Origin of the sequence: Alicyclobacillus sacchari (genome assembly GCF_004366795.1) — a bacterium.
GTDB classification, from domain to species: domain Bacteria; phylum Bacillota; class Bacilli; order Alicyclobacillales; family Alicyclobacillaceae; genus Alicyclobacillus; species Alicyclobacillus sacchari.
Window position 1 is genome coordinate 294,671 of the sequence record NZ_SORF01000001.1, and the last position, 15,177, is coordinate 309,847.

The window sequence follows — 15,177 nt, forward strand, 5'->3', positions numbered from 1 at the left end:
ACTTACTTCGCATCGTACCAAGTATGTCCATACGCAGTATCCACGCGCAGCGGCACATTTAAGGTCATCGCGTTTTCCATGTTGTCCTGCACCAAACGCTGTAGCTCTTCCAATTCATCGTGTGGGCATTCAAAAATCAATTCGTCGTGCACCTGCAGCAACATACGCGCATCCATCTGTGCCGCTCGCAGCGCTTGATCGATCCGCACCATCGCCAATTTGATCAGATCGGCAGCCGTACCCTGAATCGGCGTGTTCATCGCCGTGCGCTCTGCAAAACTGCGCAAGTGGAAGTTGCGACTCCGGATATCGGGTACATAGCGCCGGCGGTTCATCAATGTCGTGACATAGCCCTTCGATCTCGCCTGTTCGACGATCTCGTCCATATACTTGCGCACCCCTGGGAACTTGCGAAAATACTCTTCTATGAACCGCTTCGCGTCCTTCTGTGGGATGTTCAAGTTCTGCGCAAGACCAAAGTCGCTGATGCCGTACACGATCCCAAAATTCACGGCTTTCGCCTGCCGGCGCATCAAAGCCGTCACCTCTTCGGGCGAAACCTCAAACACGTCACTTGCAGTCCGTGTATGGATGTCCATGCCGCTGCGAAATGCGCCGATCAGAGCTTCATCCCCAGACAGATGCGCCAAAATACGCAGCTCGATTTGCGAGTAGTCCGCCGCAAAGATCAGCCAATCCGGATAGGTCGGTTCGAACACCTGGCGCAAGCGCCTGCCTTCCTCCAAGCGAATGGGTATGTTTTGCAGATTTGGTTCGCTACTGGACAGGCGTCCGGTCGCGGTCAACGCTTGGTGAAAGCGTGTGTGAATACGGCCGGTTTCCTTGCGAATCATCTTCAGCAAACCGTCGACATAGGTCGACTGCAACTTTGAGAGTTGGCGATAGTCGAGTATCTTGGCCACCACATCGTGATAAGGCGCAAGTTTTTCGAGTACATCCGCACTTGTCGAATATCCCGTCTTCGTCTTTTTCACAGCTGGGAGGTTGAGTTTCTCAAACAAGATTTCTCCGAGTTGTTTCGGCGAATTGATGTTGAATGAAACACCCGCCAGTTCATAAATTTCTTGCGTCAAACGGTCGATGCGCGCCGACAAATCGGTTCCAAACGCTCGCAGTTTGTCCGCATTCACGTGAAACCCGGTGATCTCCATTTTCGCAAGGACAAACGCCAGTGGTAGCTCGACCTGTCTGTATAGATCGTCTAACTCCTGCGCAGTCAAGGCATATTGAAGTGATTGGCACAACTCGGGAAGTTTGGCCGCAACGTACGTGAGCAGTGCCTCACGATGATGTGTGACTTCTGTCACGTCTGGCACCTCAACGTGCAATTCACGGCGAAGGATGTCTCCCAACTCCACTTCACCGTCAGTTGGATTCAATAAATACGCTGCCAATTTGACATCGTCCCAATGACCGTCAGGAGACAGTCCAATTCCGTGTGCGTCGAGGGCGAATGCCATCGACTTCAGATCAAACACGACTTTCGGAGTGTCGCTGAGCAACCAAGAACGGATATCACTCAACTCAAGTTCTTCATCAAAGCATACATAGAACGCCTGTTTCGCTGTCGCCAACGCGACGCCACGGATTTCCGCGTAATGGTAATCCGGGGGTTGCAAATCGAGAATGCAGCCCACAGGCCCCGTCAAACCATTCCATACCCGTTTTAAATCGGCGACCTGAACGATCCGCTCAAACGAAAACGTCGTCCATGCATCCTGTTCGCTGGACTCGTCATCCGTCGACGCCTGGCTCATTTCCTCGGAAATTTTGTCGATTAACGAATGGAACTCCAATTCCTTAAACCATGCGATCGCCTGATTGGCGTCATACCCATGATAAGCGAGATCGTCCAGCGTGACTTCGAGCGGTGCATCGCGATGAATGGTTGCGAGTTTCTTCGAAAGTAAAGCCTGATCGCGATGTTCCGCCAACCGTTCCCGCAACTTGGCGCCTGGAACCTCATCGATGTGATCCAATACAGATTCGACCGTATCAAAGCTCGTCAGCAGCTTGATGGCGGTCTTCTCTCCAACGCCCGGCACCCCCGGAATATTGTCGGAGGTATCGCCCATCAAACCTTTTAAATCAATGATTTGAATGGGGCGAAGGCGATAGCGCTGCTCGACCGCCGCTTCATCGTAATATTCAACATCCGTGATACCACGGCGCGTGAGTAATGCATGGACCCGCGACGAAACCAATTGAAGCAAATCTTTATCTCCAGATACAATTTTCGTATTCCAACCAGCCTCTTCAGCACGTTTCGACAGCGTGCCGATCACATCATCCGCCTCATAGTTTTGAAGCTCGACGACAGGAATGGACAACGCCTGCAAGGTTTGACGGGCCAGTGGAAACTGCTGGACAAGATCATCCGGAGTCTGTTCACGCGTCCCTTTATACTCTGCATAATCTGCATGACGAAATGTGCTCTTCGATTTATCGAATGCGACTGCCAAGTGCGTCGGCTGTTCCGATGCGAGCAGGCGCAAGAGCATCATGGTGAAGCCATAAACCGCGTGTGTCGGTACCCCTTGCTGATTGGAGAGCGGAGGCAACGCAAAAAAAGCACGATAGAGAATGCTGTTTCCATCAACCAGCAGTAACTTAGGATTTTGTGGCATAAAACACCTCTAATACCGGTCTCATCCGGGGGGACTCGAAAATGCAATGGACCCTCGTTTTATTCTATCACATTTAGCCTAACGACTCGTTTTTCGATGCCATCGCCCGCGGCCACACGCAAAAACAGCCAAAGGAAGACAGTAGCCTTCCTTTGGCCATGGAATCACCATTAACCTGTCATTGCAGCACAGCGATGACTTTTCGGACAGAATCAGCCGATTTGTCGAGAGCCGCCCTTTCCTCTGGCAGCAGTTCGATGTCAACGATTCGCTCGATCCCGTTTGCCCCGAGAATCGTGGGCACGCCAAGAAACAAGTCGTGGTAGCCGTACTCGCCCTCCAGGTAGGCAATCGCCGGAAGCAACCGCCTCTTGTCCTTGAGAATCGACTCAGCCATCTGCGCGAGAGACGCCGCTGGCGCATAGTACGCACTGCCCGTACCGAGCAAACCAACGATCTCCCCGCCACCTGTGCGCGTACGCTGAACAATTTGCTCGATCCTCTCCGCAGACAAGAGCTTCGCAAGCGGTATTCCGCCGACGTTGGAGTAACGAACGAGCGGCACCATGTCGTCACCGTGCACACCGAGCACGAAGCCATGCACATCCTCGACAGAGACGCCAAGCTCCGCGGCGACGAACGCATTGAAGCGCGCGGTGTCAAGCACCCCTGCTTGACCAATGATTCGCTGTTTGGGAAGACCACTCGCTTTGTAAGCGACGTATGTCATCGCGTCGACCGGGTTCGACAACACGACGATGATCGCGTTGGGCGAATGGTGCACGACCTGTTCCGTCACTGCCTTCACGATACCAGCGTTCGTCGTGACGAGATCGTCACGACTCATTCCTGGCTTGCGCGCAACACCAGCCGTGATGATGACGAGATCCGAATCCGTGGTATCCTTGTAGTCACTGCTGCCCGTCACCCGGACGTCACTGCCGACGACTGGCATTGCCTCAAGCATGTCTAAAGCCTTGCCTTGGGTGGGACTTTCAAGTTGGGGAATATCGAGCAGGACGACATCCCCCAACTCTTTCAGCGCGAGCATGAAAGCGGTAGTAGCCCCTGTGAAGCCAGCGCCGATGACTGAAATCTTCTTTCGTTTGAGCATATGGGGTATTCCTCACTCCATGTTCTTGATGATTTGGTCCCCGAATTCGGAGCACTTGACCTCTGTAGCCCCATCCATCAAACGAGCAAAGTCGTAGGTGACGACCTTTTGTTCAATGGCCTTTTCCATGGCGCGCGTGATCATGTCGGCTGCTTCTTGCCAGCCGAGATACTCAAACATCATCACGCCGGAAAGAATTACGGAGCCGGGATTCACCTTATCGAGACCCGCATACTTCGGTGCGGTTCCGTGCGTCGCTTCAAACACCGCGTGGCCCGTCTCATAGTTGATGTTCGCCCCAGGAGCGATGCCGATACCACCGACCTGGGCAGCCAACGCATCCGAAATATAGTCACCGTTCAAATTCAGGGTAGCAATCACGTCATATTCCGCCGGGCGCGTCAGAATCTGCTGTAAAAATGCGTCCGCAATTACATCTTTCACGACGATTTTCCCTGCCTGCACGGCTTCATTCTGCGCTCGATCCGCAGCATCTGTGCCTTGCTCAGCCTTGATTCGATCATACTGTGCCCACGTGAAGACGCGATCCGAAAACTCGCGTTCAGCCAATGCATAGCCCCAGCTCTTGAAAGCGCCTTCCGTAAACTTCATAATGTTTCCTTTATGCACAAGCGTGACGCTCTTGCGCCGATGGCGGAGTGCGTACTCGATTGCAGCCCGCACCAGCCGCTCCGTGCCGTCGCGAGACACTGGCTTAATGCCGATTCCCGATGTTTCAGGGAAACGAATCTTTTTCACGCCCATTTCATTCTGCAGAAACTGAATTACTTTTTGAACTTCCGATGTTCCCTCCTGCCATTCAACACCCGCGTAGATATCTTCTGAGTTCTCGCGAAAGATGACCATGTCAACCAGTTCAGGGTGTTTTACAGGCGAAGGCACACCTTGAAAATAGCGGACGGGCCGCTGGCAGACGTAGAGATCCAACTCCTGACGAACCGCGACATTGAGCGATCGAATGCCGCCACCCACAGGTGTCGTCAAGGGTCCCTTGATGCTCACGATATATTCCGAAAAGGCTGTGAGCGTATCTTGTGGAAGCCATTCCTGAAACTTGTCATACGCCTTTTCACCAGCATACACTTCATACCATGCGATTTTCCGCTTGCCGCCATAGGCTTTTTCAACGGCGGCGTCGAACACACGTTGCGAAGCGCGCCAGATATCGGGACCTGTTCCATCCCCTTCGACGAACGGAATAATGGGGTGGTCCGGAACATTCAGACGTCCATCTGTAAGTGTGATTGGCTCTCCCGAAGTCGGTAGCGAATACTGCTGAAAGCTCGGCATGGCAGGCCCTCCTCGTATGTAGTGAACCAACTCTGGCGGTCGCGATGCGAAACCCTTGCACAGATGCAGAACATGGGAGTAAGTAGGTGCGCCCCGCAATCCATCCCATTCCATAATAGCACAACAAGTCTCGTCTGCAATCGCTATCAATGCGGCCGTAGAGCCGGTACATCGATTTCGACCAAAAAGCGTGAGGGCGTGCGTTCCATGCGAGCCACCCCACGCATTCGCTGTGCCAACCGTTCGACAATCTTCAACCCAACACCGCGCTCTGGCGCCTGCCGTCGATCTCCGTCGGGGCGATTTCCGACAGCATTCTCCACAAGAAACACAATGCGACGCCCCTCGCCATACAGCGACCACGATGCCGTGGAAGGTCGCGCGGCGTGATCGATCACGTTTTTAAACAAGGTGCTAACCAGTCGTTCCCATTCTCCCGTCGTCGTCTCGACAAACAACCCCTCCTGCGCCGTGCCAGACACGTCAATTCCGAAGTCAGCGGCAACCGCTGTGAAACGCTCGGCCAACTCATTGGTGATATCGGAGACGGCAACTGGCTCCGTCGGCTGGTCCGCAACGCCGGATCGGAGCTTGGATAAGTACAGGATATCAGACACCATTTTTGAGGCGCGATCGAGTTCGCGCCTGATGTCGGCTGCAGTCTGCAGATCAACGCCTCGGCTTGCCAGCATCGCATTCGCCGTCGCGATGGGAGTCTGCAATTCATGTGACAGTTCGAGTATCGATTCATTGTAAGCTGACCATGTGCGAAAAGCCGGCTGGACGAGCCGACGTGCCAACACGAGATCGCCAGCGACGGCGAGTAAGAAACCGGCACCGCCAACCATCTCCATCAGCCGAAGCGTGTGCTGCAGCATGGAGCGCTCTTGCGTGATCAAGCTGTACATATACAGAACAACTGTCGCTTTCGTCGGAGCCGTCAAGGGATTGTACGCGGTCTCCACCACGTCGTTTGGCAGCGCATCGGGGTCTGGGATCGTCAAGGTGTAGAGACGATACGGCTCACCGTTATAGGAAAATGTGGCGAATTTATGAAGAACAGCGACGCCATGAACGACTTCGAACGGTACAGGCGCGTGCGGTGAGTGTGCGACTTCCGCGCTGCTACCGACGGCATAATAATAGATACTATTGCCCAGACTGTCGCGAACGGGAGGCCCTTCGCCTTCGCGATATGCGCTGCGTGCCAAGGCCGCCTGTACTGCGGGAACACTGTTCTCCATGGCCAATTCGCTGTCGCGCACCAAGTCGCCTTGCAACTCGTGATACACGACAATTCCCAGAAGCACAAGTAAAAGGCCTGTGCTCATGATGAGCAGGCCTGATATGGTGACGTACATGCGTCGAAACATATTCATTCGCCCTCCGGCTGCAAGGCGTACCCTCGGCCACGCACTGTAACAATCGCGTTCTTCCACCCGATATTCGCGCACTTTCGCCGCAGAAAGTAAATGTAGGTGTCCAGGGCGCTGTCGGCAACCTCTGCATCCGGTCCCCAGACCTTGGCAATGAGTTGATCCCGCGTCATCAACTGGTGTTTATGGCGCATCAAAGCTTCCATCAGGGCAAACTCTTTGCTTGTCAATTCGAGTGTCTTGCCCTCGTATTCCAAGCTGCGCGACTTGGTACGCAGCGTCGCCTTGCCATACGTTAAAGCTTCTTCGTCGGACAGGGATGGGGTTCGACGCACAAGAGCGCCTATGCGTGCCAGCAGTTCATCTGGATGGAACGGTTTCCCAAGGTAATCATCTGCCCCTTTATTGAGGCCGAACACGCGATCTTTAGGATCGTTTTTTACCGTCAACATCAGGACTGGCGTCGGACACCCGGCCTCGCGCAGTTGCGTCAGGGCCTCAATCCCGTCGCCGTCAGGCAGCATGTAGTCGAGCACAATGCAGTCATACGCCATGCTCATCCCATGTTCCACTGCGTCAAACACCGTTTCGACCGCATCGACCAGGTAGCCGTGCCGCTCGAAGAGCGCTACGAGTTCCCGGCGAAGCTGCGGCTCGTCTTCAACAACCAACAGCCTCACTGCGCTCCCTCCCCTCGTCCCTTCCTGCGAGTCGGTGCGCAACCGGAATCGCAAGGCCAGGGTCATGTTGGTAAGAAACCGAGTTTCAACTTGACGTCTGAGAGTGTAGGCGCGGCCAGTTCCGCCGCTCTCTGCGCTCCACGCGCCAGAATCTCATCCACTTCGCGCGAACCGACCAGTTCACGATAGCGCTCCTGAATAGGCCTGAGTCCTTCGACGATGACCTCCGCCAACTCCTTCTTGAATGGTCCATAGCCCTGCCCCGCAAAATGCCGTTCCACATCCTCCATCGACATGTCGGCGAACAATCCATAGATGGTCATCAAATTGCTCACCGCCGGTTTTGCCTCGGGATCGTAGCGGACTTCGCGATCCGAATCGGTGACGGCACGACTGATTTTTTTACGAATGACGTCAGGCTCGTCGAGCATCGAAATGAACGCGCCTTGACTCTCGTCGCTCTTACTCATCTTCTTGGCCGGATTTTCGAGGCTCATGATGCGCCCGCCGACTTTAGAGATGTATGGATTTGGAACGGCAAACGTCTTGCCAAAGCGATTGTTAAATCTCTCGGCCACGTCGCGCGTGAGTTCAAGATGTTGTTTCTGATCTTCGCCAACCGGGACGACGTCTGTCTGATAGAGCAAAATATCGGCGGCCATGAGAGCCGGATAGGTAAACAACCCTGCCGTGACGACATCCTTGTGCTCAGACTTGTCCTTGAATTGCGTCATTCGAGACAATTCGCCGTAGTATGCAATACATTGCAGCAACCAGCCAAGCTCGGCGTGTGCGGGGACGTGCGATTGCACAAAGAGTGTAGCTCTGTCCGGATCTATCCCTGCCGCCAGATACAAGGCCGCCAAGTTCCGCGAATTGGTCCGCAATTCCTCCGGATCCTGTGGCACAGTGATGGCATGCAAGTCTACCACACAGAATAGACAATCCGCTTCCCTCTGCAGATGCACAAAGTGCTTCATGGCACCAAGGTAATTGCCAATCGTCAGCGTTCCGGATGGTTGAATCCCAGAAAACACCCGCGTCATCATCATTCTCCTAACTCTTCAAAATTGGCTCAAATGGGTTGACCTACCGTTCCCATCAATGAGAGCAACCCGAATATAGAGCCTCGTATGCAAACGTCCGGGTACGGCAACGCGGAATCCCACGCTGATGAAAGAGGGATTCCGCGCAATTTTGTCGGTTCATATCGGCGTACAACCAAAAACATTCAGTCCGTTAAACCGTATGGACCTTTAAGAAGTTCGTCGTGCCCGATGTGCCAGCCGGAATGCCGCCCATGATAATGACGCGATCACCCGTGTGCACACTGCCAGTAGACAGCGCTCCCTGAATGGAACCTTCCAAAAGCTCGTCGGTGGTTTCCGCAATGTCGGGCGCAACGACGGGGTGTACGCCCCAAAACACGGTCAGCCTGCGCGCAACGTGATCATACGGTGTCACGGCAATGATGGGAGACATCGGACGGTACTTGGAGACCGAGCGGGCTGTGTGTCCCGAGGTCGTAGCCGTCACGATGGCGACGACGTCGAGATCCGCCGCCAAGGTGCGAACCGCGTGCGCGAGTGAGTCAGACACCGATTTGGTCACCTCAGTACGATGGCGGTAACTGACTTCCTCGTGCGCCAAAGCAGCCTCCGCCCGCTCGGCAATTTGCGCCATGGTCCGAACGGATTCGAGCGGGTAGCGACCGGCGGCCGTTTCACCACTGAGCATCACCGCGTCTGTGCCATCAAAAATGGCGTTGGCAACGTCACTCGCTTCGGCCCGCGTCGGGCGCGGATTGCGTTGCATGGAATCGAGCATCTGGGTAGCCGTAATCACCGGTTTTCCATACTTGTTGCACAGCGAGATGATACGTTTTTGCGCAAGTGGTACTTCTTCGGTCGGAATTTCCACGCCGAGATCGCCGCGGGCAACCATCATGCCATCGCTGACTTGGGCGATTTCCTCAAGCCGATCCATGCCTTCCTGTGTCTCGATCTTGGAGATGATGTCTGCCTGGTAATGATGTTGCTCGAGGATTCTGCGCACTTCCAGGACGTCGGCCGCCTTGCGTACAAACGATGCGGCGATCATATCGACGCCTTGCTGAATGCCGAAAACGATATCCGCCTTGTCTTTCTCCGTGACGCCGGGGATACGCAAGGTGACACCCGGTACGTTGATGCCTTTGTTATCCTTTAGCGTGCCGCCGTTTGTCACCCGGCAGTGAATGTCATGGCCTTTGACAGCCGTGACTTCAAGGCCGATGAGGCCATCGTCGATACGGATTGGTGCGCCCGGATATACATCGTCCACAAGGCCTTCGTATGAAATCCAAACACGTTCCTTCGTGCCAATTTCGACGGGATCAATCGTCAATACGATCTCGTCGCCATCAGCCAGCTCAACCTGTCCACCTTGAATCTTGCCTGTCCGGATTTTGGGACCTTTGATATCCAACATAATGCCGACATGTTTTCCGACCTTTGCAGACGCTTCGCGAATGCGACGAATTCGTTCTGCGTGTTCATCGTATGTACCGTGAGAGAAGTTCAAGCGAGCGACATCCAGACCAGCCTCGATCAACTTCGCCAACGTTTCGGGCGATTCGCTCGCAGGACCAATCGTTGCAACAATCTTGGTTTTTCGCATGTGAAACCCTCTCTTTGCAGCAAGGTTGTCCGCCTCGACCACAGACAAGACCCAAGTCCCCCTGTCAGGACGGCCGAATGCGGAGGTGACAACAAAGGAAGAAGCGGAATGTCCAGCTGGATGCCGGACACCGCTTCACTGCCGTTCGATGTATTCTCCCATATCCCGATACTTATGGTATCGCGCGGCCAGAAGTTCATCAATAGAAATCTGCGAAAGTTCACGTAAAGTTTCCACGACCTTGTCGCGAACCATTTGCACCATGGCCTTGGGGTCTTTTTGGGCACCACCCCGCGGTTCGGCGATCACGCCATCGACAATCCCGAGATCAAGCAAATCGGCGGCCGTCAGCCGCATGACTTCGGCAGCCTTGGGACCGAGCTTACTGTCCTTCCACAGGATCGCAGCCGCAGACTCTGGCGCAATCACCGAATACCAGGCATAGTCAAGCATAAAAATGCGGTCTGTGATACCCAGCCCCAGTGCACCCCCGCTGCCGCCTTCCCCGGTGACGATGGAGACGGTCGGCGTCCGTAGTCCCGCCATCTCCAGCAAATTCTCTGCAATGGCGACACTTTGTCCGCGTTCTTCTGCCGACATGCCCGCATATGCACCCGGAGTGTCGATGAAAAACACCACAGGGCGGCCAAACTTCTCAGCCTGACGCATTAGGCGCAGCGCCTTGCGATAGCCTTCTGGATTAGCCATACCAAAATTGCGGCGAATGTTTTCCTTCGTATCGCGGCCCTTCTGATGCCCAATCACAGTGACGGGATGCCCTGCAACAAGCCCAATACCGCCAACGATGGTCGGATCGTCTGCGAAATGCCTGTCGCCGTGCAACTCAAGGAACTCGTCACACATCCCTTTGATATAGTCGAGCGTCGTGGGCCGACCGATCTGCCTCGCCAATTGCACGCGCTGCCATGCGGTCAAATTGGCGTAGGTCGTCTCCGTCAACTCTTCGAGCCGTTCCTCCAACTTCCTGAGCTCGCCTTGCAGATCAAGGCCGTTCTTCTCCATGAACGACTTCAACTCTGCGATTTTATTTTGAAGTTCGGCGATCGGTTTTTCAAAGTCGAGTTCAGTCGGCATCGGCCCACCCCCGAGCTGTATGGATGCGGACGATGGCCGCCAACGCATCGCGCATTTGCTTGCGGTGCACGACCTTGTCAACCATGCCGTGCTTCAGATTGAATTCGGCGGTCTGGAAGTCATCCGGGAGTTTTTGCCGCATGGTCTGCTCTACGACACGACGTCCGGCAAACCCGAACATGGCCCCAGGCTCGGCGATGATGATATCGCCAAGACTCGCGAAGCTGGCGCTGACGCCGCCTGTCGTCGGATGCGTGATGACGGAGACAAACAACACACCGCACTCATGCATGCGGCGCAACGCCACGCTGGTCTTCGCCATCTGCATCAAAGACAAAATGGCCTCCTGCATACGCGCCCCGCCTGAAGCTGTGAACAAAATCAGCGGTTTACGTTCGACACAAGCCCGTTCCATGGCACGCGTCAGTTTTTCACCAACGGCCGATCCCATACTCCCCATCATAAAGCCGGGATCCATCACGGCCATCACGACCGGCATGCCGTCGATCTCGCCTTTTCCCGCCAGCGCGCCTTCCGCCATTCCGGTCGCACTTTGTGCCTTCGCCAACTTGGTCTCGTATTCTGGGAAGCCAAGCGGATTGGTCGACGTAATCCCTGCGCCGATCTCGACAAATGTACCGGCGTCCAGCGTCAATTCGACGCGTGTGCGCGCGTCGACGCGAAAATGAAAATTGCACTCTGGACAGGTGTATACGTGCTTCTGCAATTCCTTGGCCATCAGCAGATTGCCGCATGCCTCGCACTTTTGCACAAGCCCTTTGGGCACGTCGCGCTCGACGACTTCAGGCGGCTTCTGAACTGGTTTCGGTTCGGCAGCCGTCCCCAGGGTGGCATATTGACGCCGCCTGTAAAACAGGTCCTTTAACACGACTCCACCTCGTTTTGCAGTGGTTCAATCACAAAGAAGAGTGCAGAATCTCCTTCAGGATTTCCTGCCCCTCATCCAATTCACTCTCGGGTATCAAGATTTCGAACTGCTCTTTCGCGCCTCGCGCTTGCCTCACTTTGACTAGGAAGCCTTCTTCCGTCAACTTATTCCGAATCTGGTCAGCCTGGCGGGCTGTCGGTGCGATGTAGATGACCGTCCACATTCGTTCTTCGCTCCTAGCACGCAAAATGAGAATTCTTGCAAGCATTATATCACGTTGAGACAGAATGGACTGAACCCATCCCTCGTCTCTACCATAGCACACTTCGACAAGAGGGCAAGCACGGCTCGTTTCTACCCTACGACGATTGGGGTTCGCGTATGCCCCTCATTGCGATTTCTTCGGTGCCTCACGCACCCGCACATTGCCAATGCCGACGACCTCTTCGAGCAGTGCCACAAGTTCAGGTGTCACGGCAACACGCCAGCGCTCACCAAGCAGACGAGTCCGCCTGGCTGTGGCGTCATACAGCGCCACAGGCGTCGTACCTCGGTATCCCGCCAAGGCCGCCTGAACTGACCGCAGGATCGATCCACCCTTACTCCCCGCATAACGAATATACAAAACTTCCGTTCCGTCGCCAGATACGGATGTCGGTGCGGACGAATCGTCAGCGCTGATTCCAAAACCCAATGCCAGCCCTTCAAATTGCTTGGCTTCTTCGGCGCGTTTCCACGCTTCTTCGAACATCTGCTGTTTCGCCGATGGAGCAGAGGCTTCTGGAAAGAAATCATCAAACGCCCCAGCCAAGAGCAGGCTGTCTAACGCCTTGCGATTGAGCAAGCGCGATTGTATGCGTTGCAGGAAGTCGACTAGTGAAGCAAACGGACGCTCGCGGCGCAACGTGAGAATGTGCTCGACCGCCGCCTCTCCGACGTTGCGAATGGCTAAAAGGCCTGTGCGAATGGCGGCATCGGTGGCAACCGCATAGCCGCGTTCACTGTACACGACCGACGGCGGCAAGACAGAAATCCTGTGTCTGCGCGCATCCTGCTCATAGCTGCGAATCTTATCCGGCGCTCCCATGGCCATCGTCATCAAGGCAGCCAGAAACTCAGGCAGATAATGCGCCCGCAAGTACGCTGTGCGGTACGCCAGCACCGCATAGGCTGCGGCATGCGAGCGATTGAACCCGTAATCGGCAAAGCGGACGATGATGTCATATACCTCGTTGGCCGTTGCCTCATCGTAGCCGTTGCGCAAGCATCCATCGACAAAGCGAGATCGTTCCTCGTCGAGGATTTCCCGCTTTTTCTTCGATACAGCCCGCCGTAAAAGATCGGCCTGGCCCAGCGAAAAACCAGCCATCGAACTGGCAATCTGCATGATTTGCTCCTGATAGACGATCACGCCGTACGTATCCTTCAAAATGGGTTCCAGATCCGGGTGCGGATAGCTTACCGCGACACGCCCATGCTTGGCGTCGCAAAAAGCCGGGATATTCTCCATCGGACCTGGCCGGTTCAGCGAGATCACCGCGACGATATCATCGAGCGTCGTCGGCCGCAACTGCTTGAGAACCCGGCGCATACCTGGGGACTCTAATTGGAACACGCCATTTGTTTCCGCGCGCGTGAGCATCTCGTACGTCGCAGGATCATTTGTCGATATCTGCCGCCAGTCGATGGTCACCCCCGTGCGTTCACGCACAGAACGGATACAGGCGTCGACGAGCGTGAGCGTTCGGAGCCCGAGAAAGTCCATTTTCACAAGCCCCAGAGCCTCGACGTCGTCCATCGCATACTGCGTCACAGGCGTTCCGTCGCTGCCCGGATCGAGCGGCACCCAGTCGACAAGCGGCCCTGGGGCAATGACGACGCCTGCCGCGTGAATCGAAGTGTGATGAGGCAGTCCCTCGAGCCGCACCGCCGCCTCGTACACGCGCAAGGCAGCCTCTGATTCGCCGACGATCCGCTCAAACGCGGAAACCTGTGCGCGCACCGCCGAGAGTGTCACCCCTGGCTGTGCTGGCACGAGTTTGCTCAACTGGTCCACAAGGCGCGGATCTGCACCCAACATGCGACCTGCGTCGCGCAACGCTGCGCGTGCGGCGAGCGTACCGAATGTACCGATTTGGGCGACGCGATCGCGCCCGTATTTCTCGACGACGTATGCGATGACCTCGCCTCGCCGCTCGAATTCAAAATCCGTATCGATGTCCGGAAGCGACACGCGCTCAGGGTTCAAAAACCGCTCAAAAAGCAAGTGATTGGCCATCGGATCGACGTCCGTGATGCGCAAGGCATAGGCGACGATACTACCGGCGGCGGAGCCTCGGCCAGGACCTGTCGAAATCCCGCGCTGATGAGCGTAGCGAATGAAATCCGCAACAACCAAGAAGTAGTCCGCATACCCCATATCGCAGATCACGTCCAGCTCGTACTGCAGGCGTTCTGCGATCTCGCCTTTCACGTCACCGTAGCGCGATTTGGCGCCAGCGTGTGCCGCTTCCCGCAAAACGACATCGCTCGGACGCCCGTCTTTGGTCTGATAGTGCGGCATCTGCACCTGATGCAAAGGCAGGTGCAACTTGCACTCTTCCGCAATGATCACTGTGTTTTGAACGGCTTCGGGCAAATTCGTAAACCGCCGGCGCATTTCGTCGGCGCTGACCAAGGCGAAACGGTCGTTCGGCCAGACGTCTTCGGCATCCGGGTGATCGAGGGCTGCGTAGGCGCGATGCAAGGCGGCGTCCTCTGGAAAACGATAGCGGGCGTCGTTGGTCGCGACCAAGGGTACGTCCCAAAGCCGTGCCACGCGCAACAAGCTGGGCAATCCCTGGCGTTCGACCGACCGTTGATGGTCTTGTACATCGATGTACACTTGTCCCGCCGGACATGCGTTCAAGAGGGTCTGCAAAGACGCCTCGGCCGCTTGCGCATCGCCTGCCGCAAATTGCGCCAACAAGCGGGATTCGCCCCCGCCGATAAGACAGATGAGATCTGTGGCATGCGCGGATAGATCGTCGATGCGGATAAACGGTACAGGCCCATGCTCCCTGGCCAAGGTGACGAGCCGCGTCAAGGCACGATAGCCTGGAAGCCCCCGCGCCAGCAGCACAATCGTCTCCAGTTCTCGCCGCCACTCCATCCGGGTCCACGCTGCGGAAGCCTCCACCGCTTGCATCCGCAAGTCGATTTGCAGTTGACACCCGAGCACTGGTGCGATGCCATGCGCCTTCGCCTGGCGATAGAACGAGACGGCGCCATACATACCGTTTGTGTCCGTCAGCGCGATCGCCGGCATCTCGTAAGCGGCAGCCGCCTCGATGAGGTCCTCGATGCGCAGCAAACTCTCACGAAACGTATAGGCACTATGCACATGCAGGTGGACGAAATCAGCCAA

The 15,177-nt window shown here is 55.6% G+C and carries 11 protein-coding genes; all 11 read right to left on the minus strand.

What is annotated here, in order from left to right; all coding sequences use genetic code 11:
* Window positions 1-2: 2 nt before the first annotated feature.
* Window positions 3-2,648 (minus strand): DNA polymerase I, encoded by a 2,646-nt coding sequence (polA, locus tag C7445_RS01390; protein WP_134158242.1) that lies wholly within the window; start codon window positions 2,646-2,648, stop codon window positions 3-5.
* 178 nt (window positions 2,649-2,826) lie between these two features.
* Window positions 2,827-3,762: a malate dehydrogenase gene (mdh, locus tag C7445_RS01395; protein ID WP_134158243.1), complete on the minus strand. Its 936-nt coding sequence runs from the start codon at window positions 3,760-3,762 to the stop codon at window positions 2,827-2,829.
* A gap of 12 nt (window positions 3,763-3,774) precedes the next feature.
* Window positions 3,775-5,073, minus strand: coding sequence for an NADP-dependent isocitrate dehydrogenase (gene icd, locus C7445_RS01400; RefSeq protein ID WP_134158244.1), 1,299 nt, complete (start codon window positions 5,071-5,073; stop codon window positions 3,775-3,777).
* 146 nt (window positions 5,074-5,219) lie between these two features.
* Entirely contained in the window at window positions 5,220-6,446 is a 1,227-nt protein-coding gene (locus tag C7445_RS01405) for a sensor histidine kinase (protein ID WP_134158245.1), read from the minus strand.
* 2 nt (window positions 6,447-6,448) lie between these two features.
* Window positions 6,449-7,129: a response regulator transcription factor gene (locus tag C7445_RS01410; protein WP_134158246.1), complete on the minus strand. Its 681-nt coding sequence runs from the start codon at window positions 7,127-7,129 to the stop codon at window positions 6,449-6,451.
* Between the two features lie 62 nt (window positions 7,130-7,191).
* Complete coding sequence (gene trpS / locus C7445_RS01415; protein WP_134158406.1) at window positions 7,192-8,175, minus strand: tryptophan--tRNA ligase; 984 nt, start codon at window positions 8,173-8,175, stop codon at window positions 7,192-7,194.
* A 193-nt stretch (window positions 8,176-8,368) separates the two neighbouring features.
* Window positions 8,369-9,787: a pyruvate kinase gene (pyk, locus tag C7445_RS01420; protein ID WP_134158247.1), complete on the minus strand. Its 1,419-nt coding sequence runs from the start codon at window positions 9,785-9,787 to the stop codon at window positions 8,369-8,371.
* A gap of 135 nt (window positions 9,788-9,922) precedes the next feature.
* The gene (locus C7445_RS01425) at window positions 9,923-10,882 is read right to left on the minus strand and encodes an acetyl-CoA carboxylase carboxyltransferase subunit alpha (protein ID WP_134158248.1); all 960 of its coding nucleotides are present in this window, start codon (window positions 10,880-10,882) and stop codon (window positions 9,923-9,925) included.
* A complete protein-coding gene (gene accD / locus C7445_RS01430; RefSeq protein WP_134158249.1) occupies window positions 10,872-11,771 on the minus strand; it encodes an acetyl-CoA carboxylase, carboxyltransferase subunit beta in 900 nt (299 codons plus the stop codon). Before accD ends, C7445_RS01425 begins: the two co-directional genes overlap by 11 nt.
* Before the next feature lie 28 nt (window positions 11,772-11,799).
* Complete coding sequence (locus C7445_RS01435; protein WP_006447244.1) at window positions 11,800-11,994, minus strand: hypothetical protein; 195 nt, start codon at window positions 11,992-11,994, stop codon at window positions 11,800-11,802.
* 165 nt (window positions 11,995-12,159) lie between these two features.
* Window positions 12,160-15,177, minus strand: coding sequence for a DNA polymerase III subunit alpha (gene dnaE / locus C7445_RS01440; RefSeq protein WP_134158250.1), 3,018 nt, complete (start codon window positions 15,175-15,177; stop codon window positions 12,160-12,162).

Excerpts from the sequence above, each read along its gene's own strand:
- mdh (WP_134158243.1), bottom strand. The coding sequence starts at position 3,762 with ATGCTCAAACGAAAGAAGATTTCAGTCATCGGCGCTGGCTTCACAGGG.
- trpS (WP_134158406.1), bottom strand. The coding sequence starts at position 8,175 with ATGACGCGGGTGTTTTCTGGGATTCAACCATCCGGAACGCTGACGATT.
- C7445_RS01435 (WP_006447244.1), bottom strand. The coding sequence starts at position 11,994 with ATGTGGACGGTCATCTACATCGCACCGACAGCCCGCCAGGCTGACCAG.
- pyk (WP_134158247.1), bottom strand. The coding sequence starts at position 9,787 with ATGCGAAAAACCAAGATTGTTGCAACGATTGGTCCTGCGAGCGAATCG.
- C7445_RS01405 (WP_134158245.1), bottom strand. The coding sequence starts at position 6,446 with ATGTTTCGACGCATGTACGTCACCATATCAGGCCTGCTCATCATGAGC.
- polA (WP_134158242.1), bottom strand. The coding sequence starts at position 2,648 with ATGCCACAAAATCCTAAGTTACTGCTGGTTGATGGAAACAGCATTCTC.
- icd (WP_134158244.1), bottom strand. The coding sequence starts at position 5,073 with ATGCCGAGCTTTCAGCAGTATTCGCTACCGACTTCGGGAGAGCCAATC.
- C7445_RS01425 (WP_134158248.1), bottom strand. The coding sequence starts at position 10,882 with ATGCCGACTGAACTCGACTTTGAAAAACCGATCGCCGAACTTCAAAAT.